At 49.6% G+C, this 25,342-nt stretch carries 17 protein-coding genes and 1 tRNA gene; 9 read left to right on the top strand and 9 right to left on the bottom strand.

Annotation, left to right across the window (positions count from 1 at the left end; all coding sequences use genetic code 11):
* Nucleotides 1-66: 66 nt before the first annotated feature.
* The 6 genes from speB (at nucleotide 67) to aceA (ending at nucleotide 8,000) form a co-directional block, all read left to right on the top strand.
* On the top strand, nucleotides 67-984 hold the full coding sequence (speB, locus tag CWE06_RS07685) for an agmatinase (RefSeq protein ID WP_126792798.1): 918 nt from the start codon (nucleotides 67-69) through the stop codon (nucleotides 982-984).
* The gene (gene speA / locus CWE06_RS07680) at nucleotides 981-2,909 is read left to right on the top strand and encodes a biosynthetic arginine decarboxylase (protein ID WP_126792796.1); all 1,929 of its coding nucleotides are present in this window, start codon (nucleotides 981-983) and stop codon (nucleotides 2,907-2,909) included. The genes speB and speA overlap by 4 nt, the downstream gene beginning before the upstream one ends.
* A 137-nt stretch (nucleotides 2,910-3,046) precedes the next feature.
* Nucleotides 3,047-3,122, top strand: a tRNA-Phe gene (locus tag CWE06_RS07675).
* A gap of 240 nt (nucleotides 3,123-3,362) precedes the next feature.
* Nucleotides 3,363-4,811, top strand: a complete 1,449-nt coding sequence (gene nhaD / locus CWE06_RS07670; protein ID WP_126792795.1) for a sodium:proton antiporter NhaD — start codon at nucleotides 3,363-3,365, stop codon at nucleotides 4,809-4,811.
* Nucleotides 4,812-5,031: 220 nt separating this feature from the next.
* Nucleotides 5,032-6,624, top strand: coding sequence for a malate synthase A (gene aceB, locus CWE06_RS07665; RefSeq protein WP_126792793.1), 1,593 nt, complete (start codon nucleotides 5,032-5,034; stop codon nucleotides 6,622-6,624).
* A 35-nt stretch (nucleotides 6,625-6,659) separates the two neighbouring features.
* Nucleotides 6,660-8,000: an isocitrate lyase gene (gene aceA, locus CWE06_RS07660; RefSeq protein WP_126792791.1), complete on the top strand. Its 1,341-nt coding sequence runs from the start codon at nucleotides 6,660-6,662 to the stop codon at nucleotides 7,998-8,000.
* Between the two features lie 53 nt (nucleotides 8,001-8,053).
* On the opposite strand, the gene aceK is transcribed toward aceA, so the two are convergent.
* Nucleotides 8,054-9,802, bottom strand: coding sequence for a bifunctional isocitrate dehydrogenase kinase/phosphatase (aceK, locus tag CWE06_RS07655; RefSeq protein WP_126792789.1), 1,749 nt, complete (start codon nucleotides 9,800-9,802; stop codon nucleotides 8,054-8,056).
* 98 nt (nucleotides 9,803-9,900) lie between these two features.
* Between aceK and CWE06_RS07650 the strand changes: the two genes are divergently transcribed.
* The gene (locus tag CWE06_RS07650) at nucleotides 9,901-10,833 is read left to right on the top strand and encodes a LysR family transcriptional regulator (protein ID WP_126792787.1); all 933 of its coding nucleotides are present in this window, start codon (nucleotides 9,901-9,903) and stop codon (nucleotides 10,831-10,833) included.
* A gap of 57 nt (nucleotides 10,834-10,890) precedes the next feature.
* Here the strand turns inward: CWE06_RS07650 and CWE06_RS07645 are convergent, their stop codons facing one another.
* The 6 genes from CWE06_RS07645 to CWE06_RS07620 all read right to left on the bottom strand — a co-directional run bounded on the left by CWE06_RS07645 (nucleotide 10,891) and on the right by CWE06_RS07620 (nucleotide 21,346).
* Nucleotides 10,891-12,765 carry a S8 family serine peptidase gene (locus CWE06_RS07645; protein ID WP_126792785.1) on the bottom strand — a complete coding sequence of 625 codons (1,875 nt, stop codon included), beginning with the start codon at nucleotides 12,763-12,765 and terminating at the stop codon, nucleotides 10,891-10,893.
* 398 nt (nucleotides 12,766-13,163) lie between these two features.
* Nucleotides 13,164-16,343 (bottom strand): amidohydrolase family protein, encoded by a 3,180-nt coding sequence (locus CWE06_RS07640; RefSeq protein WP_126792783.1) that lies wholly within the window; start codon nucleotides 16,341-16,343, stop codon nucleotides 13,164-13,166.
* A gap of 145 nt (nucleotides 16,344-16,488) precedes the next feature.
* On the bottom strand, nucleotides 16,489-17,850 hold the full coding sequence (locus tag CWE06_RS07635; protein ID WP_126792781.1) for a GntP family permease: 1,362 nt from the start codon (nucleotides 17,848-17,850) through the stop codon (nucleotides 16,489-16,491).
* Between the two features lie 62 nt (nucleotides 17,851-17,912).
* Nucleotides 17,913-19,259 carry an MFS transporter gene (locus CWE06_RS07630; RefSeq protein WP_126792779.1) on the bottom strand — a complete coding sequence of 449 codons (1,347 nt, stop codon included), beginning with the start codon at nucleotides 19,257-19,259 and terminating at the stop codon, nucleotides 17,913-17,915.
* On the bottom strand, nucleotides 19,259-20,611 hold the full coding sequence (locus tag CWE06_RS07625) for a hypothetical protein (RefSeq protein WP_126792777.1): 1,353 nt from the start codon (nucleotides 20,609-20,611) through the stop codon (nucleotides 19,259-19,261). Before CWE06_RS07625 ends, CWE06_RS07630 begins: the two co-directional genes overlap by 1 nt.
* Before the next feature lie 15 nt (nucleotides 20,612-20,626).
* Nucleotides 20,627-21,346 (bottom strand): VC0807 family protein, encoded by a 720-nt coding sequence (locus CWE06_RS07620; protein ID WP_126792775.1) that lies wholly within the window; start codon nucleotides 21,344-21,346, stop codon nucleotides 20,627-20,629.
* A gap of 237 nt (nucleotides 21,347-21,583) precedes the next feature.
* Here CWE06_RS07620 and CWE06_RS07615 point away from each other — a divergent pair, with 237 nt between their 5' ends.
* Nucleotides 21,584-22,603 carry a M28 family peptidase gene (locus tag CWE06_RS07615; RefSeq protein WP_126792773.1) on the top strand — a complete coding sequence of 340 codons (1,020 nt, stop codon included), beginning with the start codon at nucleotides 21,584-21,586 and terminating at the stop codon, nucleotides 22,601-22,603.
* Between the two features lie 115 nt (nucleotides 22,604-22,718).
* Nucleotides 22,719-24,065, top strand: coding sequence for a serine hydrolase domain-containing protein (locus CWE06_RS07610; RefSeq protein ID WP_241972514.1), 1,347 nt, complete (start codon nucleotides 22,719-22,721; stop codon nucleotides 24,063-24,065).
* A 104-nt stretch (nucleotides 24,066-24,169) separates the two neighbouring features.
* On the opposite strand, the gene CWE06_RS07605 is transcribed toward CWE06_RS07610, so the two are convergent.
* Nucleotides 24,170-24,535, bottom strand: a complete 366-nt coding sequence (locus tag CWE06_RS07605; protein ID WP_126792771.1) for a DUF2200 domain-containing protein — start codon at nucleotides 24,533-24,535, stop codon at nucleotides 24,170-24,172.
* A gap of 87 nt (nucleotides 24,536-24,622) precedes the next feature.
* Complete coding sequence (locus tag CWE06_RS07600) at nucleotides 24,623-25,060, bottom strand: PH domain-containing protein (protein WP_126792769.1); 438 nt, start codon at nucleotides 25,058-25,060, stop codon at nucleotides 24,623-24,625.
* Nucleotides 25,061-25,342: the final 282 nt, after the last annotated feature.

Below are 25,342 nucleotides of genomic sequence, written 5' to 3'. Positions count from 1 at the left end.
TTTTGACCACCTGTTGTTCGGCCATTAAGGTCGCTGGCACATGATAACCTTAGAGGGTAATTGGAATTGGCTAAAACGTTTCCTATTCCGGTCCATTTAGACGAGCCGGTTCGCGCTTATTTCGGTGCTGAATTAGCAACCTCAATCGAAAGCAATCGTAGTTATGTGATTGGTTTTGGTTTTGACGGAACCGCATGCTTTCGCAAAGGAACACGCTACGGGCCCGACGGCTTGCGCGCTGTTTCAGAAGACATCGAGTCTTATTCTCCCTATCTCGACCTCGATTTAGAAGACCACGAGTTTTTCGACTTGGGTAACTTGCAGTTAGGTGAAAGCACTGACGTTGAATCACAGTGGCGTCATGCTAGCGATGACTTTAATAAGATTTTTGGCGAGATTGATTTAGCCGCTGAAGGCGTGAAAGTCATGACACTCGGTGGCGAGCACTCCATCTCGTACGCACCAATCGTCAAGTATTTGAACCAGTATCCAGACCTCGTTCTCGTGCACTTAGACGCGCATGCTGACTTGCGTGACGGCTTTACCGGTTTTCACTACTCGCATGCGTCAATTATTCGTCGCGCGCTGGATCATTTCGGTCCAAACCATGAATTGATTCAGTACGGAATCCGCTCAGGAACTCGCGAAGAATATCAGTACATGCGTGAACACAAAACAGTGCGCACATCGCGGAAAGATTTTCTCGATTCGATCGCCGCAATTCCTGCGGATCGACCCATTTATTTAACACTCGATCTCGATTATTTTGACCCGTCATTTTTGCCGGGCACAGGGACACCAGAGCCAGGTGGAGAAGATTTCCACTCGTTCGTGAGCCTGATTAAATTGCTCCGTGAGCGTAATTTAGTCGGTTGTGACGTCGTCGAATTGTCACCACAGATCGACCCAACTGGAAATTCCGATGTATTTGCGGCCAAGATCGTCCGTGAATTGTTGTTAGTATTGGAGGACTGCCGTAAATGAGCCAAGAAACACAGAACTGGACTATCGATGACGCCGAAGATCTTTATGGCGTAAAACGTTGGGGCGCTGGCTATTTTAGCATTGGCGAGCATGGCAATATCCAAATTTCGCCGAACCATCGTAAACCAGACGTTTATATCGACATGGCCGAAGTCTTGGCGGAAATGGAAGCTGAAGGCATTCAGTTTCCAGCGGTTATCCGTTTTCACGATATTCTCCGTTCACAGGTCGAAATTCTTAACGAAACCTTCCGTGACACCATCGAAACCGCGGGTTACGAAGGTGAATATGTTGGCGTTTATCCAATCAAAGTTAACCAGATGCGCGAAGTGGTCGAAGAGATCATGGACGCAGGCGAACCCTATAACTACGGCTTAGAGGCTGGTTCAAAACCAGAGCTCATGGCGGTTATGGCGTATAACGAAAACCCAGATGCACTAACCATTTTGAATGGTTACAAAGACGAAGACTACCTGACCATGGCGTTGTTAGGCCGCCACCTCGGCCGCAAAATGATCGTCGTTGTCGAGAAGTTCTCCGAATTAGAAATGCTCGTGCGCTTGTCGAAGAAGTACAAAGTCGACCCCATGATTGGCTTGCGCTCAAAAATGATGGTGCGTAGCACCGGCAAATGGTCAAGCTCCAGTGGTGACCGCGCCAAGTTCGGCCTGAGTATTGCTGAAATCGTGAATGCGATGGAATACCTCAAGCAACACGACATGCTGCACTGCGCCAAACTGTTGCACTTCCATATCGGCAGTCAAATTTCCGATATCCGTAAAGTGAAAGAAGCCATTACCGAAGGCGCGCGTTTGTACGCCAAAATGGTACAGATGGGCATGCCACTCGAATATCTTGATATTGGTGGCGGGCTTGGCATCGATTATGACGGTAGCAGTACCACAACAGACTCGTCACGAAACTACTCGACCGACGAATACGTAGCTGACGTTGTTTACGGTGTGAAGCAAATCTGTGATCTCGAGAAAGTCGCGCATCCAAATCTCGTCAGTGAAAGTGGCCGTGCAATTACCGCTCACCACAGCTTAGTTGTCACCAATGTGGTTGGTGAAATTAATCCTGGTGCAACCGACTTTGACATCACAGTGGAAGAAGGTGAGCACGTACTGGTTAGTAACATGCGCGAGCTGGTCGGAGCCAATGACTTGCACCCGCAAGAACGTTTTAACGATGCGGCTGCCTACAAGCAGAGTGCTTATGAAGCATTTAAGCTGGGTATTTTAAGCATTCGTGAAATGGCGAAAATCGACACCATGTATTGGTTGGTATTGACCGAGATTCACCAGAAGCTCGACGAAGAAACTCGTCAGATTCAAGAACTCGAAGAACTTGAAGACACCTTGGCAAGTCAGTACCTGGCGAACATGTCGATCTTCCAATCAGCAGCGGACACTTGGGCTATCGGTCAGTTACTACCGATTGTGCCGTTGACGCGTTTACATGAAAAACCAGAAGTGCGAGTGTCGATTGCGGATATTACCTGTGACAGTGACGGTAAGATTGGCAAATATATCGAGAACAACTCGATTAGCGACAATATCCCTATGCACCGATTGCAGCGCGGCGAAAGCTACCCGATCGGTATGTTCCTCACCGGCGCTTATCAAGACGTCATGGGTGACATGCACAACTTATTTGGGCGCTTGACGGAAGTTCATATTTTTAGTCACGACGACGAACCAGGTGCGTTCTACATTGAAGAGATCGTGCCCGGCCACTCTGCCGAGAAAGTCCTCGAAACCATGCAGTACAACACGGACTACATGGCGAAAATGGTGAAGAAAGCAATCGACAAGCAAATCCGCAAAGGCAATTTAGCGCCGCGTGAGGGTGTCCGTTGGACAGACTTTTACGAGCGTTGCCTAGCTGGTAGCACCTATTTGCGCTACGACAAAAAGGCGTAACAGCGGACCTTGCTCAGGAAAATGGTCAAAATGGGCATTTCCTGAGCAATTAAACCTGAAAGCGTTAAAAAGCGGTTGACTTCAAACCGAAGAAAACGTTTAATTGCACCCACAACGCAAGTGCGTTAACCGTATTTGCCCAGATAGCTCAGTCGGTAGAGCAGGGGATTGAAAATCCCCGTGTCGGTGGTTCGATTCCGCCTCTGGGCACCATTATTAAAAAAACCCGTTCAGTGCGAACGGGTTTTTTTATGTCCGAAAATTGGTTTCTAGACCTTAGTCGAATATACCCCTAAATCACCGGTAATTTCTCAAAGTAAGTACTCGCATTATTTTTTATTTGTGGTAATCTTGCGCCGCCTTTCGGCCCCTACCTATGCCGAGAAGGCAGGCCTCTTCTGTTCGCACCGCCAGTGCGATTGCTCCGCACTGGAACACGCTAGGTTAAAACAAATGAAACTCGCAATAGGATTGCTTACCCTCACTATCGGACTCTTGTTTAGCCCGATGGCGCTCGCTGCTGCGCCAGAAATAGATCTCACTCGTTCAGGTATCGGCTACATTGCACTCGGAATTTTCATCGTCGCCTACATGTTGGTCATGGGCGAAGAAAAGCTCCACATGCGCAAGTCGAAACCGGTGCTCGTTGCCGCCGGTATTATCTGGATACTTATTGGCGCTGTATATACCCAGCAAGGCATGCAAGACGCTGCCGAAACGGCATTTAGGCATACCCTGCTCGAATTTGCCGAGCTTATGCTCTTCTTGTTAGTGGCCATGACCTATATCAACGCACTTGAAGAGCGTCGTTTGTTTGATGCACTGCGCGCTTGGATGATCCGCAAAGGGTTTAGCTATCGCAGCCTATTCTGGATTACCGGGGTTCTCTCCTTCTTAATTTCCCCTATCGCCGACAACTTAACCACCGCATTACTGATGTGCGCCGTGGTCATGAAAGTGGCGGAAGGTGACAAACGCTTTATTGCCATTTGCTGTGTCAACATTGTCGTTGCCGCCAACGCGGGGGGCGCTTTTAGCCCATTCGGTGATATCACCACGCTGATGGTCTGGCAGGCTGGTATGGTTTCAGCGCAAGAGTTCTTGGTATTGCTCGTTCCGTCGGCTGTCAACTTCCTCGTGCCGACAATTATCATGAGCTTCTTTATCGAAAACCGGAAGCCAAGCGCACAGAACGAAGACGTCGAACTCAAGCGCGGTGCGTTCCGTATTATGACGTTGTTTTTGCTGACTATTGCGACCGCAGTCGCTTGCCACACCCTACTCCACTTGCCTCCTGTCTTGGGCATGATGATGGGCCTCGGTTACTTGCAGTTCTTTGGTTATTTCTTACGGATGACCTTACCCGGCTCGCTGGCACGCAAACGAGCGATGGCCGAGCGGGCTGGCGATCAAGAACGTCTGAAACGCCTCGGTAGTGTGGTGCCATTCGATGTTTTCAGCCGAGTTGCCCGCGCCGAGTGGGACACTCTCCTGTTCTTCTATGGTGTCGTTATGTGCGTCGGTGGCCTTGGTTTCCTTGGCTATTTGGCACTCATGTCTGATTTCCTCTTTAACCAATGGAACCCAACCTATGCCAACATTGTGCTCGGTATGGCTTCTGCGGTGATCGATAACATTCCGGTGATGTTTGCGGTGTTGACCATGCAACCAGAAATGTCCCATGGCCATTGGCTCCTGATCACCTTAACCGCTGGCACGGGTGGTAGTTTACTGTCAGTTGGTTCAGCTGCTGGGGTCGCTTTAATGGGGCAAGCTCGCGGTTACTATACCTTCATGTCTCATCTGAAGTGGGCGCCGGTGATTTTCCTTGGTTATGTCGCCAGTATTCTGGTGCACTTGTGGCTAAATAGCGCATCGTTCGAAGTGTTTGGTCACGTCTAAACCACCCAAAGCAAACGCTTAAGCCCTAAGTGTGTCAACACTTGGGGCTTTTTTTTTGCCCATAATTCGCCGATAAAACAGACAATAATTCACCATGCTTATGCTCTATATTTATAAGTCTCGTGAATGACTGCAATCAAATTCATAAATTGGATGAATGGTTGTAGTGGGCACATACTGAGTTCAGATTTAACAAACACCTAACAACTCAGGTCATACTATGAGCAGCACAGCCCACGATTTACAGTTTACCAAAACCCTAAGTCCAGAGTTCTCTGAGCTTTTTACTGACCAAGCGAAAACGCTTTTGGTGCAACTCACGAGACAGTACCGCCCACGTCTGGAGCAACTACTCCAAGCTCGTGAGCACGCTCAAACGCAATACGATAGTGGTCAGTTACCTGACTTTGACCCTGCGACGGCTGAAGTAAGGGCAAGTAACTGGAAAGTGGCAGCAATTCCAACGGACTTACAGAAACGTCATCTGGAAATCACAGGTCCAGTCGACCGGAAAATGATCATCAATGCGCTCAATGCGGATGTTGACGTGTTCATGGCGGATTTCGAAGACGCCCAGTCACCGACTTGGGACGGTCTAATGCAGGGGCAAATTAACCTGCGTGACGCCAACGTAGGCACCATTGAATACACCGACCCTGCGAATGGCAAACACTATCAGCTGAAATCCAACCCAGCACTCTTAATTGCGCGAGTACGTGGTTTGCACCTACCTGAAAAGCACCTGCTTGTCGACGGTAAGCCGGTACCTGGCGGCCTCGTTGATGCAGTCTTGTATTACTTGCACAACTATCAAACTCGCATTGCCAATGGCAGTGGCGTCTACTTCTATGTCCCGAAACTGCAACACCACAGTGAAGCTCAATGGTGGCAGGATATTTTCTCTGAACTCGAGGATGCCACGCAACAAGCTCGCGGCACTATTCGCTGCACCGTTCTGATTGAAACTTTACCAGCAGTGTTTCAAATGCACGAGATTCTGCACAGCCTGCGACATCATATTGTCGGCCTCAACTGCGGCCGTTGGGATTACATCTTCAGCTATATCAAAACTCTGCGCGCTCATGCCGACCGAGTCTTGCCAGACCGTCAAGTGGTGACCATGAACCAACCGTTCTTGAGCGCCTACTCACGGTTATTAATCAAAACCTGTCACCAGCGCGGTGCCCTTGCCATGGGCGGTATGGCAGCCTTTATTCCCAGCAAGAACCCAGACGAAAACGAACAGATTCTCACCAAGGTTCGTGCCGACAAAGAACTCGAATTTAGTAATGGTCATGACGGCACTTGGATAGCCCACCCTGGTCTTGCCCCAACCGTTCGTGAAGTCATTGCCAAACACATTGGTGATTATCCCAATCAACTTCACGTAACCCGCGACACCGATGCCGAGATCACTGCGGCAGATTTACTCGAGCCGAGTGCCGGTGAACGCACTGAAGCCGGAATGCGCACGAATATTCGCGTGGCATTGCAATACATTGCTGCTTGGCTTTCTGGGAAAGGCTGTGTGCCAATTTACGGTTTGATGGAAGACGCCGCCACTGCAGAAATTAGCCGCACCTCGATTTGGCAATGGATTCAACACGGCAAGACCTTGAGCGACGGCCGTGTGATTTCGAAAGAGCTGTTTCGCAGCATGCTGACCGAAGAAGCACAGATTGTAAAAGCCGAGGTTGGTAACCAGCGTTGGCTCAACGAACGCTTTGAAACCGCGCAAACGCTGCTTGAAGAAATAGCCACGGCAGACCAACTCACTGAGTTCCTGACGCTGCCGGGATATGACTATCTCTAATTCATAAAATCGCTAACACCACAAGGAATCAAATCATGACTGCTCCAACTCATTTTCAAAAAGCTGTACAAGAACTGCAAGACAAATGGGCTAACAGCCCGCGCTGGGAAGGCATCGAGCGCACCTATAGTGCCGAAGACGTAGTCCGCCTGCGCGGCTCACGTCAAGTAACCTACACGCATGCAGAAAAAGGTGCTGAAAAGCTCTGGCGCTTAGTGAATGGCGCTGCACAAGAGAAGTTCGGCAAAAACTATGTCAATGCGCTCGGTGCATTAACCGGTGGCCAAGCCGTGCAACAAGTTAAAGCCGGTTTGCAAGCCATTTACCTGTCTGGCTGGCAAGTTGCTGCGGACAATAACTCTGCTGCTAGCATGTACCCTGACCAGTCGCTTTATCCGGTTGACTCAGTACCAAAAGTCATTGAGCGGATTAACAACTCGTTTGCTCGCGCTGACCAAATTCAATGGTCGAAAGGCATTGGTCCAGATGACGAAGGTTACATCGACTACTTCGCCCCTATCGTCGCTGATGCTGAAGCTGGTTTTGGTGGTGTTTTGAATGCCTATGAACTGATGTTAGGCATGATCAAAGCCGGTGCGGCTGGCGTGCACTTTGAAGATCAGCTCGCCTCGGTGAAAAAATGTGGTCACATGGGCGGTAAAGTTCTTGTGCCAACCCAAGAAGCGGTGCAGAAGTTAATTGCAGCACGCCTTGCCGCCGACGTTGCCGGCACCGACACGTTAATTGTTGCTCGGACTGACGCCAACGCAGCTGACTTGCTAACCAACGATGTTGACCCGAACGATGCACCATTCTTAACCGGAGAACGCACTGCAGAAGGTTTTTATAAGGTGCATGCGGGGATTGATCAGGCGATTTCGCGCGGTCTTGCCTATGCGCCATATGCGGATTTAGTTTGGTGTGAAACTGCTAAACCTGACCTTGAAGAAGCACGTAAGTTTGCAGAAGCCATTCATGCCAAATACCCAGGTAAATTACTTGCCTACAATTGCTCGCCGTCATTCAACTGGAAGCGCAATCTCGACGACGCCACAATCGCCAAGTTCCAGCGTGAGCTCGCGGCAATGGGTTACAAGTTCCAGTTCATCACCTTAGCCGGTGTGCATAACATGTGGTACCACATGTTCAACCTCGCCTATGACTATGCGCGCAATGACATGTCAGCCTATGTCAAATTGCAGGAAGAAGAGTTCACTGCTGCTGACCGTGGTTATACCTTCGTTGCCCACCAGCAAGAAGTGGGAACCGGTTACTTTGACGATGTCACCAATGTCATTCAAGGTGGACAGTCATCGGTAACGGCGTTGCGCGGTTCAACGGAAGAAGAACAGTTTAACAAGTCGCCTGCCGCCTAGCCTTGGCGCCTCGATAGCGAAGTCATTTGCTTCCTCATTTGCTCGCTGCTGGTTTAGTCTGGCAGCGGGCTTTTTTCGTCATATTTTACATGCAAAAAACGAATGTCTTGCGGGTATGGAAAAATATCCGGCAAAACTCCAGAAGCTACGCGCGCTTGCTGAGTTCGCCAGAACTCAGGGTCGGCAAGCTCGGGATGCAGACTCATAAACAAGTCGCGCAGCCGTTTTTGTGGGAACACATAAGTCGGCAGTTGTTCAGGAAAAACGTCATTTGGCGCTACCGACACCGAGTTACCGTCCATGAGACTGTCATGATAATTGGTCGCTTTCGGCAACGAACGGAAATTCATTTCATGCAAATACTGTACTTCATCATAGTCATAGAAGACGACCCGCCGAGTCCGCGTGACACCGAAGTTCTTCAATAGCATATCGCCGGGGAAGATATTTGCCGCAATCATTTCTTTAATCGCTTTACCGTAATCAGCCACAATCGCTTCGGTTTCCTCGATGCTGGCGTATTCTAAATACATGTTGAGCGGGATCATCCGCTTCTCAATGTATAAATGACGGATAATTAATAAGTCACCTTCAAACTCAAGTGAACCAGCCACCGAGCGTTTAAGCTCAGCGAGCAAATCGTCGGAAATACGATTGATCGGCAGTGCAACATTCGAGTATTCAATGGTGTCGGCCATTCGCCCTACCCGATCATGGCGCTTAACCAACTGATAGCGTGACAGAACGGTATCGCGACCAAATGGTTTGCTCTCACCAAACTCATCACGAATCACCTTAAATACATAGGGGAACGACGGCAGCGTAAATACCATCATGACCAAGCCACGAATACCCGGCGCGGCCACCAGCTGCTCGTCAGAGTGGGCAAAATGATGCAATAACTCGCGGTAGAATTCGGTTTTGCCTTGTTTATGTAAACCAATCGAAGAATAGAGTTCCGCCAAGGTTTTGCGCGGCATAATGCTTTTCAAAAAGCGTACGAGCGCACTTGGCGCACGACATTCCACCATAAAATACGCACGTGAAAAACTAAAAATAATCGTCATTTGATTAACGTCGGTAATCAAGGCATCCACATAGAGCTCGCCGTCACTGTTCACGAGCACTGGCACAATAAACGGGTAACTTTGCTCTTCGGTAACAATTCGCCCAACCACGTAGGCGGCTTTATTGCGGTAAAACGGATTCTCTAGAATATCGACACGGAGCTGATGTGCAGCCAGTGCTCGCACTTTCGCTTGGCGTTGAAAGGCCCGCATTAGTTGCGCCACGCTGCTTTCGAGATCAGCAAACGGTGCATGGAAATCGAACTCACTGATCATCCGTCGCAGAGTTTCCTGCACGCCTTCTGCAACTGGGAAATATGAACGGTATTCACTTTCAACGGGGAGTGGAATGCGCCGAGCTAAAGTTGATTCCACAAAGATGAACTGATTGTGAAAGTAGCGACGGTGGAAAAGCTTACAAAACACCGAGTTAAAGAAAGTTTCGGCGAGCTCTGCTTGCGGGTGGAATTGCAACAATTCCTCATAAAAGCTGCGAACGTCTTGCCACAATGTTTCGTTTGGCTCGTCGTCAACACCATCCTTGCGCAGGAGTGCAATCGTTTCCTTCACACGCTCATCATAAAATGAAATCCGCTCTCTAGCCGCGCGCTGCATGGCGTGCCATTCGCGCTTGGCAAAATGCAATTTTGCTTCGGCAGTAATCGCACTGAAACGCTGATAATGACGATGAAAGCCATGCAAAATAATGCGCGCAATACGGCGACATTCGGCCATCCTTTTTCCCTCATTTCCTGATGTTGATTGCAGTTCTATGGTTGTGCTTTATAATTCCATTCATCCTATTTATATACAAACGAATGAGCAATTCATTTATGAACCACTTTCGCAATCTAGATTTAAACCTGCTTGTTTATTTAGATGCATTACTGCGTGAACAAAACGTCACCCGCGCCGCAGAACAGCTGAATATTACACAACCGGCCATGAGTAATGGCTTGAAACGATTGCGAACAATTCTTAACGATCCGATTTTAGTCCGTACCAGCGAAGGCATGGTCGCCACCGAGCGTGCCCTAGCCATGCAACCGAAAGTACAAAAAATTCTTTATGCGGTTGAAGAAGTCATTCAACCAACGCGCACGTTTACCGCCGAAACCAGTGATCGTGTGTTTCGCATCATGATTTCCGACTATGCGGCTTCAACGCTTATGTCGCCGCTGTTGAAAGCACTGCGCGAACAAGCGCCAAGCGTGACGATTGATTTGATGACGCCAAGCGACGTCAGCTTTCATGACGTCGAAAACGGTAAAGTGGACATTGCCATTAACCGCTTCGATGATTTACCGCAGTCATTTCATCAAAAAATGCTCTGGCAAGATGATTTCACCTGCCTAATTCACAAAGACCACCCTATCCTCGACGATTACAATTTAAAAAACTACCTCCAAGCACAACATTGTTGGGTGAGTAAAACTGGTTTTGGGGTTGGCATTGGTATGACACCTGACGCAGTGCAAAAACTCGGCTGGGTTGACGAAGCCTTAGCGAAGATTGGTAAGCAGCGGCGAATTCGCGTGTTTACTCGGAATTACCATGTGGCGATGCATTTAACCCTAGAAGGTTTAATTGCAACCTTGCCAACACGGGCAGCCAAGCTGTATGAAAACCACCTCGACATGGTCTTGCGGAAACCGCCTTTCGAGATTCCGCCTATCGATTTACAAATGATTTGGAGCCCGCTATTGCAGCACGATGAAGGGCACAAATGGTTCCGGCAACTGATTGCTGAAATTGCCGCCGAATAGCAAGACCAGAAAAAATGGGCCGGAATTCCGGCCCATGAAGTAAAAAGCACTCAGACCTTAGTTTGAGTAAGTCGCTTCTAAACGTACACCAGAGTATGCTTCATACGCATGCACACCAAAGTACCAAGTACCTGCAGCAGGATTGGTAATGGTACACACTTCGTTGTTACCCCATTGATACGGTCGACAATCCCAGTTATTCAACTGTGGTTGTGCACCGAACCGAACATATAAGTCCGCATCGCCAGTACCACCAGAAATACGCACTTCAAGAGTGGTCATGCCCGCTGGAACTTGCATGGTAAAACGATTCCATTGGTCGGTAGCAGCTGACAGGTTGTCTACCGCGCCGCCACCACTTTGACCACCGCCACTGCCGCCTAAGGCAAGTGAAACTGCTGCGCCAGCATCAACAATACCAACTCCGCAACCGCTACACGACGCCGGGAAGCTACGTGCCGTGTCACGCAGGATTTGCTCAACCTGAGCCGGTGTTGACGAAGGGTTAGCCTGGCGAATTAAGGCTGCAATACCAGCAACATGTGGCGCTGCCATCGACGTGCCTTGGCTATAGCGATAGTTATCACTCGCTGGCGTCGTTGTGCCACTATTGAAAGTCGACAATACACCTTCCGGATCATTGGCAAAGCTTTGCGCACCACCGGGTGCAGCTAGGTCAACCACGGCGCCGAAGTTTGAATAGTAGGCACGGCCACCGTCACGATTTGTCGCAGCAACGGTCACCACGTTGTTACAACTTGCTGGCGTGAAACTTCCGGCATTCGCGTTGCTGTTACCCGCTGCAACGACAATCACCGAGCCAGCATTACGCGCACTGTTAATTGCACTTTGCGTGACTGACTGGCAGCTGCCACCGCCACCGAGACTCAAGTTAATCACGTCCGCTGGATTCGCATTGCTCGGCACACCTGGCACCGACAAACCTGCTGCCCACAAAATACCATCAGCGATGTCTGCAGTCGTACCGCCGCAACGCCCAAGCACTCGCACTGGCACTACTTTCGCTCCATAAGCAACGCCGGCGACACCACGATTATTATTGGTCACCGCCGCAACAGTGCCCGCAACATGGGTACCATGCCAACTGGAGTTTTGTGCTGGATTGTTAAAACCACAAGCGCCTGCACTCACCCAGTCACCCGGATCTCGTGCGTCGCTATCGCGTCCGTTACCGTCATTGGCCATGAAGACATCGGTGACCATGTCGTAACCGGGAAGAATATTCGCATTTAAATCAATATGCGGTCGATAGCCGGTATCGAGTACCGCAACCACCGTACCTTGACCGGTGATACCTTGGCTCCAGGCAGCTTCAACGTTAATGCCACCAACCGCTTCACGGTAATGCCATTGGTTCACATAGCTTGGATCATTGGGTGTCGATTGGAAAGTATGCAAGCGGTTCTCTTCAACTGCGACGACGCCCTCAACCTGCATCAATTCTGCTTGCACGGCTTTAACTTCAGCCGGAGTCAAACGCTCCTCTAACGCAAAAACATAGTGATGGTTTAAACCCATTGCTCGTTGAAAACGCATTGATTTTCCGGCCCGAGCAGAGAGCTGTGCAGCACGTTGCTGCATCAAAGCGCCACGCTCACTTGGGTTACCACGAACTTTCGCTTCTACTTCAGGGTCTCGCTCTGGGCTGAATGCCACGATAAAACCGGTGACTAGGCCATCGGCCGCGGGACGACCTTGCGCTTGCAATGGCAAGGTCGGCTGCGAGCGTTGTGCGCCTCTTGGCGCTGGACGTGCTTGTTCTGTTTGAATGAGAACCGGCGAAGTCGCTTCGCTGGATGTATTCTGTGCATCATCAGCAGCAAAGGTCGTTGCGAGCGGAACGGCAAGTGCCGATGCAGTTAGTACAGCAATTGCTGTGAAAGGTATAACTTTACGATTTGAATTTTTCATGAATTTTCTTCTTGTTAGTGAACTTGTGTTGTTATTCGTGTTTTTATCAGGTTCGCTCTTAAACGAAGAAATACCGCATTACTTTCAGTAGATTACTGGTTCTCAGTAAATTACTGGTAGGTAATAAGGTGTCAGCAAATTAAGAACAAACCATGAGTTAAGTTAGAGAGTCCACAATAAAAGTAAACGCACGCTAAATAGATCGTTTTGTTATGAAATTGTTAATAAATATCGATATTTTGTCATGAGGGGCTTCCCTCACCGAGAGGCAGTGGGCAAGATAAAACGACGAAAAAACACGACGAATTACCATAGCGTTTGTTATGCTACAAAAAAGCCTCGGAACCAGTCCGAGGCTTTTAAACTTAGGGTAAACCCCTAATATCTTTACAATTTATTTACTGCTCAAAGTAGAAACGACGACGCTCACGTGGTTTTGCACCCAGTTCATTCATCGTTTCAGCGTCGAACAAACGACCATTCACCATCGTATACACGACGCGATCGCTACGGCGTAAATCGGCCAAAACATCACCGTCAATAATAGCTAAATCAGCCAACTTGCCGGTTTGAATCGAGCCAATTGCATGCTCCATACCCAGTGCTTTGGCAGCATCGTAAGTTGCTGTGCGCAGCGCTTGATGAGCAGTCATGCCGCCTTGCTCCATCATCCAGATTTCCCAATGCTGCGCTAAACCTTCACGCTGACCATGGGCACCTGCGGTAACCAACACGCCGCGGTCTTGCAGCTGTTTTGCACCCGCCGCCACATTAATGTGGTTGTAGTGATGTGATGGTGCGATTTCCCGGCGCATTGAACGTGGGCGCAACACCCGCTCAGGTACATACTGGCTTAAGCGTGGGTGATTCCAAACGTCCGTATGCGCATACCAGTAGTTCTCACCCCAAATACCGCCGTATGCGACACCTAACGTCGGCGTATAACCGGTTTCTGTTTGCTGCCAGAACTGCAGGACGTCTTCATGCATTACTTCAAGTGGAATCGCGTGTTCAATCACTGTGTGGCCATCAGCTATCATGCTGAGGTTGTGCTGATGCAACGAACCACCCTCTGGCATCACCATCATTTCTAGCTCACGAGCGGCTTGAATGATCTGCTGACGCTGGTCGCGACGTGGTTGGTTATAACTCTTCACTGAGAATGCACCAACTTTTTTCATCCGCTCCAAATGGAACAGTGCGTCGTCGAGACTGTCAACATGCGCTGTGGCACCTGGGCTATTCGCACCATACAAAATAGTACCGGTTGAGAAAATGCGTGGACCAACAATCACACCCGCTTTTTGTTTCTCACTGGCAGCGAAAATCTGCGCAGTGTTGTTCGATGGGTCATGAATGGTCGTGACACCGAACGTTAAACCGGCATATAGCATCCAGTTTTGTTGCGGGATAATTTGGTTCTCACCTTGCGCACCATGGGCGTGGGTGTCGATTAAACCAGGAATAATCGTTTTGCCGGTGACATCAATAACCTGCGCACCACGTGGAATTTGCACGCTATTCTGTGGCCCCACGGCTGTGATTTTATTCCCAGTGACCACCACCGCACCGTTTTCAAACACTTCATCACCATTCATGGTCACGACTTTCGCACCCACAAATGCAATGGTTTGCTCAGGTGCGTAAACCGCTTGGGTAAAACCAATATTCATACCGTCGGCAACGAGCTGTTTGTCTTCGTTACCTTGAATCGAGAACATACCGTTTAAGTTAGCGGTATAAAGTTCTGGGCCAAGGGTCCAATACAAACTGCTGCTGTCTGCGGTCCAGTTAATATTATCGCCGGCACGTTTGGAGATCTGCTGTACCGGGAACTGACGGTCGTTCGGACCAATCGCAATCGGCTGACCACGCTCAACAAACGGCGTCACATACACCCGAAAACGCTCAGCAAAGGCTAAATATTTTCCGTCTGGTGACACTTTGTATTCGGTCGCATGGCCAGAGGTGTAAAGTGTCCGGCTCTCGCCCGTCGCAATATCGATACTACGCAACTCAGGACCACCGGCACCGAAACCGTTCACATACACACGGTCATTGCTCGCGCCGAATTGTGGACTAGAGCCAGCGCGTGAGAAGCGGCGTGGCTCTTCACCATCGAGCGCTAAATGATACAAACCTGATCCTAAACCGTGTTTCGGATCGGTGAGATAACCACCACTGACTTTCCGATACACAATCGACTGCCCGTCTGGCGCAAATACAGGCTCAACAAACTTGCCTGGCCCAGTCGGTAACACACGCTCACGGTTGTTACGCAGGTCACGCAGGACAACTTGCCCTTGCTCTTGGTCGTGCCACGTGGTGTAAACCAAGTAACGACCGTCTCGCGAGAACGCTGGGAACTGCTCAAAACGGTCGCTCTGATTAGTTAGTCGTTGGGTACGGTTATTTTGCAAGTCACGCACATACAAGTAGCCTAAGGCTTCGTAAATGGCGCGGCTAGCATCTGGTGCAATGGCTGTGTGACGCAACATACGCACGTCAAATTCATCAGCTTCGATGTGCTGACGGAAGCGCACCGCGGTTTGTACTTGTTTTTCGGTTTCAACCGAGAACGGAATATCAGCCACTTGGCCAGAATTCACGTTCAGCTTGCGCACACCACCGTCGGCATAGAACACAATGCTGCTAGAGTCGTCAGTCCAATTCATGTGCGGATAAACACCATGAATTGCCCAAGTTTCCTGCATGTCACGGCTTAAGTTACCGTACACTTCACGGCGTTCACCAGTTTCAAGATCATAAACATACAGCTTGCTTTGGAAGTCGTCACGGCTAACAAAGGCTAAGTATTTGCCATCGGGTGACGGTGTTGGGCGAATTGCACCACCGGCACCAGAAATAATCGTTTCAATTTCACCGGTTGCTAACTCATAGCGTTTAATTGAGTAAATACCGCTAATCGAGTCTTTATTGTAGTGGAACGTTTGCCCTGGAGTATCATCCTGAGAGTAATAGACGTACTTGCCGTCTGGCGAAAATGCTGGTTCGCCGAGGTCTTTCTGGTCGTTTGGCCGTGCGGTTAACATCACGCCTTGGCCGCCTGACTTGTGATACATCCAAATCTCACCGGCACCAAGCGAGCGACGCGCAGTAAAATGTTTCCGCGCCACTAAAAACTCACCGTCTGGGCTCCAGGCTGGGCTATTCAACAAACGGAAGTTTTCATTGGTGACTTGCCACGCTTCGCTGCCGTCCGCTCTCATCACCCAAATATTATCACCGCCACCTTCGTCCGAGGTATAAGCAATGAACTGACCGTCTGGGCTGTAGGTCGGCTGCATATGCCACGCAATGCCACCACGCAACAACTCAGCGTCGCCACCACTAGCTGGCATCCGATAGATGTCACCGAGCATGTCAAAAATAATGTACTGACCGTCCGGGCTCACGTTCACGCTCATCCAAGTTCCTTCAGTGGCTTGGATTTGCACGGTTTTAAATTCGCCCTGAGGCTCGCTCACGGACCATTTCTCTGATGCTACGGCGCCGCCAGCCACAATCAGTGACGCAGCTAAGCCAAGCGCTGGGATGATCTTCTTTAAGGTAAACATGAATCTTCCTCTGTTATTTTGCTTTGTCGTTTGTAACGAGCTTTAACCACGATGTCCATGGGTTAGCGATTAAGCTCGCATCAAATGCGACGTACTGGCTATTCTTGCGGTTTAATCGAACACGAAAGTGAACCTAACCGCTGCGCTAGTGCAATAACATCGCTAGCCCGACAACAAACAACGCCGCTAACATTGGCACCAGGACAGTCACCACAAATATGTCGCGATAGGCTTCTTTATGCGTTAAGCCCATTAAGGTAAAGAGCGCGATCACCGCGCCGGAGTGCGGCAACGAGTCGAGACCACCGGCCGCTAAGTTCGCCACCCGGTGTAACAGCTCAGGTGACACACCGCTTTCCAAATAGGCTGGCGCTAGGCTCGACATGAAGATCTGCAAGCCGCCCGATGCCGAAGCCGTGATACCCGAAATTAAATTAGCTGAAATAAACACTGACAATAAATCGGGTAAGTTTAAACCGAGCAACCATGCCGCAAACGCATGGAAGCCAGGGGTTTGAATCACCACTCCCCCGAAACCAATCACCGCTGCTGTATTAATTAAGGGCAACAAGGCGTCGTCGGCGCCCTGTCCAGCTGTGCGAATAAAGTTCGGACGCACGGGCGGGAACAACACATAACAGACCGCTGAACCACTTAATAGCGCTAAACTGGCCCACAGAATCGGTTGCGTTAAGCCAAAGCTAATCCAGTCGGCACTGACACCAGCGAGCATGAGCACGCGCGGCAATACAATCAGAAATAACACCACCAGCACCGGCGTAATTGAACGCAGTAGCCCCGGTAACTGTGCGTCACCTTGCGGCGCCAGCGCTGCCATTTGCTCATCTTTCGGTGTCGCTTGATAGCCTTCACCTTGCGCCACGGCACTGCGCCATTGTTTCTCGAGGTACCACATCCCCAGCACAGCCATCAGTACACCGGCAAGAACCCCATACCATCCACCTGCAAACAAGTCGGTGCCGAGCGAGTTCGCGGCAATAACGTTATGAATAGACGGCGTGCCTGGCAATGCCGTCATGGTAAAGGTGCCGGCTCCGAGGGCTATTGCTGCAGCGTAGAGACGGCGCGGAATATTGGCCTCTTTCATTAACGTGACGCCAATTGGATACATCGTGAAAATCACCACAAACACCACAACACCGCCGTACGTGAGTAACGCACACACAAGCATTGCAATCAGCAATGCGCGCGGTGCGCCGAGCCAACGGGTAATCGCCATTGCGACACCCTGTGCCGCATGGCTAGCAGCCATAATGCGGCCAAACAATGCACCGCATAGAAAAAGCAGTAAGAAGTTGCCCGCGAAGCTAAAGGCCCCGGACGCGCCAAATGGGAAGTGTTGGAGAAAGACCTCTTGTAAGGCCATGCCATTGGTCAAACCAATGACTAAAATAGAAAAAAGGACTGCAAGTAGTATGTTAACGCCACGTAAGGCGAGCACGATCAGTAAAACTAATCCTGCCAATAACCCAAGGTTGCCCAGCATGTTGGTGCTCCTGCTCTTTTTATTAGACTTTCAAGAAAGTAGCAAAGAAGCACCTGCAAATGCTAGTTTTTCCCAATTCTATCTGCGGTGGTAGGACCCGAACGCGGCGCTCGACTGGCCTGTGACAAACCATGCACACGGACCAACAGTAACGCCCCAATGACAAAGAAGCTAATCACGAGCAATAAGGCGTTCTGACGCGAAAACAGGTCTGCGACAATACCGAACGTGGCGGCTAACAGCATCGCTAAGCGATTAAACATGCCCCACAAACCGAAGGCACTGCCGTCGCGCCCTTCGCCCGCAAGCAAAGCCACTAACGAACGTGAAGACGCTTGAATGGAACCAATACCGGTACCCGCCAATAACGCAATAATCAAGAACACATCGCGCACTGACCAATTACCGTAAGCGGCAACATCATGAATGGCATACATGCCGGTAATGGCGACAATCCACAGGGCAATGACGGTAAACAGCACTTTGCGGGCGCCAATAAAGCGTTCCACCACGCCAAACGCAATCGCACCAAACAACGCACTAAATTGCGTCGCTAAAAACACTGCGACTAAATCCTGTTGCGAGAGACCAAGCTCACCGGTGCTATAAATCCCGATGAACTTAACCACGACCTGCACGCCTGCCATGTAAAACAAAAACGCCCAGAAGAACTTAAACAACAAGGGTTGTAGCCGCTGTTGTTCGAACATATTTAGGGAGCGTAACCACTCCCGCCAAGTTCCGGTTTGCTTAACGGCTAATGCCTGCACTGTTGGTGAACGCTCACGTACAAGTACAAACGTCGGAATTGCAACAATGACAAAATAAATCGAGATGGCGATCATCGCCCACTGATGTTGAGCAATGTAATTACCCGTGTCAGTGACCGGATCGGCACGAATAATCATTAAACTAACCATGACCATACTAACAAAGCCACCGATGTAGCCAAGCCCCCAACCTAAGCCGGATACCAAACCCATATTCTTTCGGGTCGCCAGTTGCGGTAAAAATGCCGACATAATGGCTTCGCCGAGCATCCAAGCCGTATTAGTAATTAGAATGATTGCAATCCCCCACCAAATATCGCCGGGGCCAACCCAATACAGAGTACAAGTGAAACTGGCACAAATAATCGTGCTCCACGCCAACAAGCGTTTTTTGGAAACACCTTGGTCTATCCAGAACCCCACGATCGGTGACAACACCATGGCCAACAGGGTAGAACCAATAATAGCGATCGACCAGTAAGCGTCGCGCCAAACACTATCAGCAGGCACGATGTAGGCGACGAAAAACGCCGAGTACACAAAGGAAATAACAATGGTGGTATAGGCCTGATTAGCAATGTCATACATTGCCCAGCCAAAAATCTCACGCTTGCGCGCGTTCCGCTCGAGTTCAGCCACTAATCAACCGCCTCAGTTTCAACAATACCATTTCGATTAAGGACCACTTTATAGCGCTGTATGTCCTCGCGATCACTCCAACGTTCACGAATCACTAGGTTCAGCACCGAGCGCTTCTCAACCAGATCTTTAATGACTTCATTGCCCTCTTGGCGATAGATAGGATAAGTACTTTGCTCGAGGAGCGGTGATAGCACTTCTAAGTCCAAAATAATTGTTTCACGGGTGGTGGCATAACCACTTAAAAACCGCGAGGTCAGCATTTTCGACCAACTTCGATAATGTAAAATTGTTTCACCACGCTGCGGCGTATTCGCTTTGCGAGCCTTTTGAATGGCTTCAGGAAGATCGGCAAAATGCTTGTAATCTACCCATTCCAGCGACTTACCAACCGTTGCTTCGTTATTCGGGTCGATGTACTGATGACGCCACTTAGGACGGCCTTTACGCAACCAGAGCCATAGTTTCTGACGAATGTCGTCTTTGAACACTTCACGTACCGCATACAGCAAGGCAACCGCTGCAATAAACACTGCCGTAATATCTCCAAGCGTGTCGCGGGCACGCAGCACCGCATAAGACACAGCCGTCATCACCACAGCTGCAACACCAGCTTTAACAAATCGTTCCTCGACGTTGCCGAGTTCTTGCCCCATGCGACGCAGGGTCACCGGAAATTCAATTAAGCGTCGCAACAAACGCATCTTATTCGACATGCGCGTACTGTCGGTGCTGACTCGTTCCGAGTTATATTCGTTTTCAATGCGATATTTCGCTTCGCGCCGCGCCACGCGCAATAGGACTTCACGAATGTCTTGCTCGTCAGCAGCAAACTCAAGTTCTGCCGCTAAACGGAGGAATTGCTGCTCAGAAAACCATGACAAATAATTATCAATATTGGTGTAGTAGCGGCGCATCGCGTCATCTTTCGGTGCCCCACGACGCAAACGACGAATAATCGTCGCACTTAAATCGAGCAGCTCCGCCAACGCCTCACGCATATTTTCGGGTCGGTCACGCAAAATACGGCCGACTTCTTGCTCCATGGCCGTCGCGTACTGAAACGCATATAAGCTCAAGCTTAAGCGATATTCTGAACTAGGACGATCTTGCTGCTTGGCAATCCGCTGCACTAAACGACTGCGCACCAACGGCTCTAATTGCACTTGGCTATGGTAAGTCCGATTGACATGAAATGCTTGGTGGTAAAACGCTCGCTCAGAAATAAGTTCAGGGGTGAGGCTCAATTCACCCGGTACAAATAAACAGAGATCAAGTTCATGCTCAGGATAATCACCTAAGTCGCGGACAATCCGTAAACTAAACGCTTCATTACTATCAACGGTGACCACGCGAGCACAATCTCCTTATTTCTTTTGTTCGATTAAAAATGCTTCCACAGACTCGCCTGCGAGTTTGTTAATTCTAGCGAATAAATAGAAAATCGCACCAAACAGCACCAGCATTGTCGGCAACACAATCACCGGAAAGCTCAGTGCCGTCATGCGACCAATTTCGTGATTAAACGCTTCGCTCCCCGCAGGGCTCACGACGATCATGCGCGCCAGCACATAGTTGAGGGTCGCCGACAAGAAAAACGCAGCAGCAACGCCATTACCGGCATTGTTAATCACGCGCTGAAATGCAGCGCGGTTACCGCGAGCTTGTAACGCCGCATTCAACTTGTCGACATCGACCATTTTGCGGTTCAACAACATTTTTTCGACGATGGGAAACCGTGTATACCGGCTTCCCCACACCGCAATCCCAATCACGCCAGGCACCGCTGCTTCTTTAATAGCGATGTACTTCGGGTCGAGTTCAAGTAACCCGATACCGCCGGTCAGAAGCACACTAATTAAGCCCAAAACAGAGAAGCCATTGACTTTGCGGCGGCGCCAAAGCTCCCAACTACCAAAACTTAACGGAAACGCGAGCGCCAATATCAGCGCTTGAGTCGCACCCAAACGCTCCGGGCTGCTCAACTGCATGAGAATTAAAACCGGCAAGACAATATTAAAGACCATGTTGACCAACATGCTTGGCTCTTGTTCGGCTGTCTGTAGGGATTTTCTTTGGTCTGTCATAACTACCTGATGTTTATTTCGAAAAAGTGAACCGCAAGAATGGCGCTAAGTTTTTATGAATGCGCTATAGATGGATGCTCTATAGTAAGCGAAAAGCACAAACGTTGCAGCTGTCGTATGCAACAGCCGTTTGCCGCCATCTGCTCGACAGCGCTTGCAGAAGTCCGCTAGAATGCTGTGCGCCTAACGGCAAACCCATCGCCATCATAATATAAAACTAATTCATACGGAGCATTTATGGGTCGTTTCAGCAAAAACCAATTAAAACGTTTCTGGCCGCTTGGCCTGATTGCTCTGCTTGTGCTACTTGTATGGTGGCCGGGCAAACCCATTTATTTGCACGTCGCAACTGAACGCGAAGCGGCTCGCATTGCTGCGATTACGCCTGCGCAAGGCGCAGCTGTTACCCCCGAGCGCTTAAGTTTAGAGCGCATGATGGACGACTTACATTGGCTCGCTCATGAAGACCGCGCCGGGCGCTTCCCGGGAACAGAAGGCGGCCTTGCTGCGCGACAGTTTATTGTCGACCGATTCAGTGAGCTTGGCCTTGCCCCCGCAGGCAGCGACGGCTACTTGCATGCATTTGAACACCCTGGTGTCGAAGACGCAGCGAACGTGCTTGGTACCATAGTAGGCAGCAAACCAGAACTTCCAAAAATCGTCATTACCGCCCATTACGATCATCTTGGTGTACGTGGCGACCGAATTTTTTATGGCTCCGATGACAATGCTTCCGGTACGTCTGCTTTGCTAGAAATCGCACGTTACTTCACTGAAAATCAACCAACTCACACGCTTTTATTTGCTGCAGTGGACAGTGAAGAACATGGTTTGTTGGGTGCGCGTGCACTGTTCCGCACCGGCCATTTAAACCCAGCTGACATCGCTTTTAACGTTAACATGGACATGCTAAGCCGCGACACTGACGGCCTATTATTTGCGGTGGGGACCTATCATAACCCATGGTTAGTCGGCTTAGTTCGCAGCGTTCAACGCGAAAGCGGTGCCCGTATTGTCATGGCGCATGACCGCCCATGGTGGCGCGCAGGTCGTACCGACGACTGGACGCTAAGCTCTGACCATGGTGCTTTCCATGAAGTTGGAATCCCATTTATTTATTTTGGGGTGGCCGACCATCCGGATTATCACACACCGCGTGACACTTCAGACCGCGCTGACCCAGAGTTTTTCCGCATCACGGCTGAAACCTCATTGAGCTTTATTAAGCTTATTGACCGCGTGCTTGCAGAGAAATAGACTTGATAAGTCACGTAAAGGCAGCGACAACGGTGCTGCCTTTCAACTATACTGCGAAACAATTCATTACGACCATAAACGTATTGGGCTATTTCCAAGAGATATGACGACTAACATGCTTCGAAAATTATTCTGCTTTGCTGCGGCGTTTAGCTTCGCATCAGCCACTGCACTTGCCTCTGCTGGGCAGGTGGCAAAGGCTGATCCGCACGAAACGATTCGCGCCTTAATGCAAAAGCAAAACAGTGAAGTCGCCATTTTTCCGCAATTCCAAGAACGCTTCGAGCAGCTCCTGCGAGCCGATGATGTACCCGGTGGCGTGTATGCTATTGTGCATCGCGACCGGATTGTCGAAGTCCGTCCCTTTGGTGTCCGTAACGCTGGCAGCAATGAACCTATTGACGCCAACACGGTGTTTCGCATTGCTTCGGTATCAAAAACCTTTGCCGGTTCGCTCACGTCATTATTAGCAGACCAAGGCCTGGTTGACCTTAATGCTCGGGTATTAGATTACGTGCCAGACCTGAGTTTCAAAAACCCAGAGTTCAATGCTTCATTGCGGGTTGAGCATTTAGTTGCGCAAACTACCGGCGTCATTCCGAATGCCTACGACAACCTAATTGAAGCGAATCTTGAGAAACAGCAAATTCTGCCTCACTTTCAGCGCATAAACCCAATGTGTACGCCTGGCGCTTGTTATGGTTATCAAAACGTCTTGTTTAGTTTAATTGAAGACGTGGTCGAGCAGCGTACCGGTAAAGCCTACACGCAGTTGGTTGAAGAGACGCTTTTCACACCGTTAAACATGCAGCATGCATCGTTTGGTTTAGACGCGTATTTAGCGAGTAACAACCGCGCAGCTCCACATATTCGTGGTCGCAATGGTTGGTTTACGCGCGAAGTTGGGCCGCATTATTATCGCTACGCAGCCGCTGCAGGTGTCAATGCAAGTGCGACCGACCTCGCCCAGTGGCTCATTGCCCAAATGGGCTATGCACCGGACGTTTTACCTACCACTGCGATATTAAATAGCCGTGAAAAGCGCGTGCGCACCACTCGCGACTTACGCCGTCGCAGTTGGCGTCCATTCTTGAATGACGCCCATTATGGTTTGGGTTGGCGAGTTTATGAGTTCATGAATCATGAGCTGGTATATCACGGTGGTTGGGTGCAAGGGTTCCGCGCGGAAATCGCGTACTCGCCAGACTACGAAATCGGCTTAGTCGTGCTGATGAACGCCGAGTCTGCAGTCATGAATGAAATTACGCCGATTTTCTGGAGTCACGTCATTCCGTTAATGCAAGAAGAGCAATGGGTACCTTACCTTTACGCCAATAGCATTCGCAGTCTTGAACCAAAGGCCGTTGACTCGCTTGAACACGCAACCGCCGGCCAACAAAGCCGCGAGCCACTGCCATTCGGCGAGCCACAGCTAATTCCGGTTGGAGTTCTGACGCCCTAGCGTGGCAGGTCTCATTACGTATTACGTCCCAGTCATGCGCTCAGAGTAAAGCAATTCCATCATTCTGCATAGAAGACGTTTTGATCTCAGCCGCATCTAAGTAACTAAGAACTCCGCAAAATCTTGTCCATCTTGCGTCCCTTAGCGAGCTCGTCAACTAATTTGTCCAAGTATCTGACTTGTTTGGTTAAAGGCGTTTCGATTTCTTCAATCCGATAGCCACAAATCGAACCGGTGATCAGATGGGCATTTGGATTCAGCGTTGCTTGTGCAAAGAATTGCTCAAAGGTGACCGGAGTTTCAATGTAATACTGTAATTCCTTCCCTTCGAAACCCGTCAGCCATGTAATGATTTGATGCAGCTCGTCCACAGTGCGCCCTTTGCGCTCGATTTTCGTCACATAATGTGGATAGACTGAGGAGAACGTCATACTCGCCATTCGTGCGTCATGCTCTTTTGTGGTTGTCATGGGAAGCTCCTGATTGATTTAGTGCACTTCTAGTGTAGACAACCGGAAGAAAATCGTGAGGCTGGCCATTGAACTGTGACATTTTGCTTAACGCGACTCTTCTGTAATCGTCAGTGATTTGCCGCAACGTTTTTCCAAGTCTTGGATAAACGCCTCTTTATCCTTTGGTGAAATCATAATAGAGCCCCAGCGCCCATAATTAATCTGCAGTCGGTCAAGCGACAAGGCTGGACTCGACAACGGATTTGAAGTCGGCGTGACAGTCTTGATCTCATTCATGGGCACTCGCCATTTGAACGGCCCACAGCGCACTAATAGCGTTTTGTCGCTTAAGGTATAGTTGGTACTTTTCATCAACCACAACGGAAAGCCAGCACCAACAATGAGTGCAGGTATGGCAAGAAGAATTGCACTCGTTTTTCCGGACATCAGAACTGAAACAAAGACAATAAAAAATACACTGACAACGGCGACTAAAACCAAAGCAAACCATGTGTCAATCTTAGACGTGTAGACCCGTTCCATGTTTATTTCCCTCTAGGTAACCACGTAATCGTTAAAGACCTTAAAAAAAGCCTCTGGAGTAGCAAACATTGTTAGTCCAGAAGCCTTTGAGGAGCATCCAAATCCTCGTGTAGAACACGAACAATTAGCACCTCTGACTCCAACACTTGATAAAAAACCGAGTAATGCTCCCTGCGCTCTTACGCATACAAACCGTGCATGCGTATTTAATTCTATACTCGCGACGTTGCTGCCGCTTACTTTTCATCCAACCGTTTGACTTTAGTCGCATTAATCGCGCAA

The sequence above is a fragment of the Aliidiomarina haloalkalitolerans genome, assembly GCF_003987315.1.
GTDB classification, from domain to species: domain Bacteria; phylum Pseudomonadota; class Gammaproteobacteria; order Enterobacterales; family Alteromonadaceae; genus Aliidiomarina; species Aliidiomarina haloalkalitolerans.
Note: the sequence above shows the minus strand (reverse complement) of the source record. Positions and strands in the feature narration are given on the sequence as shown.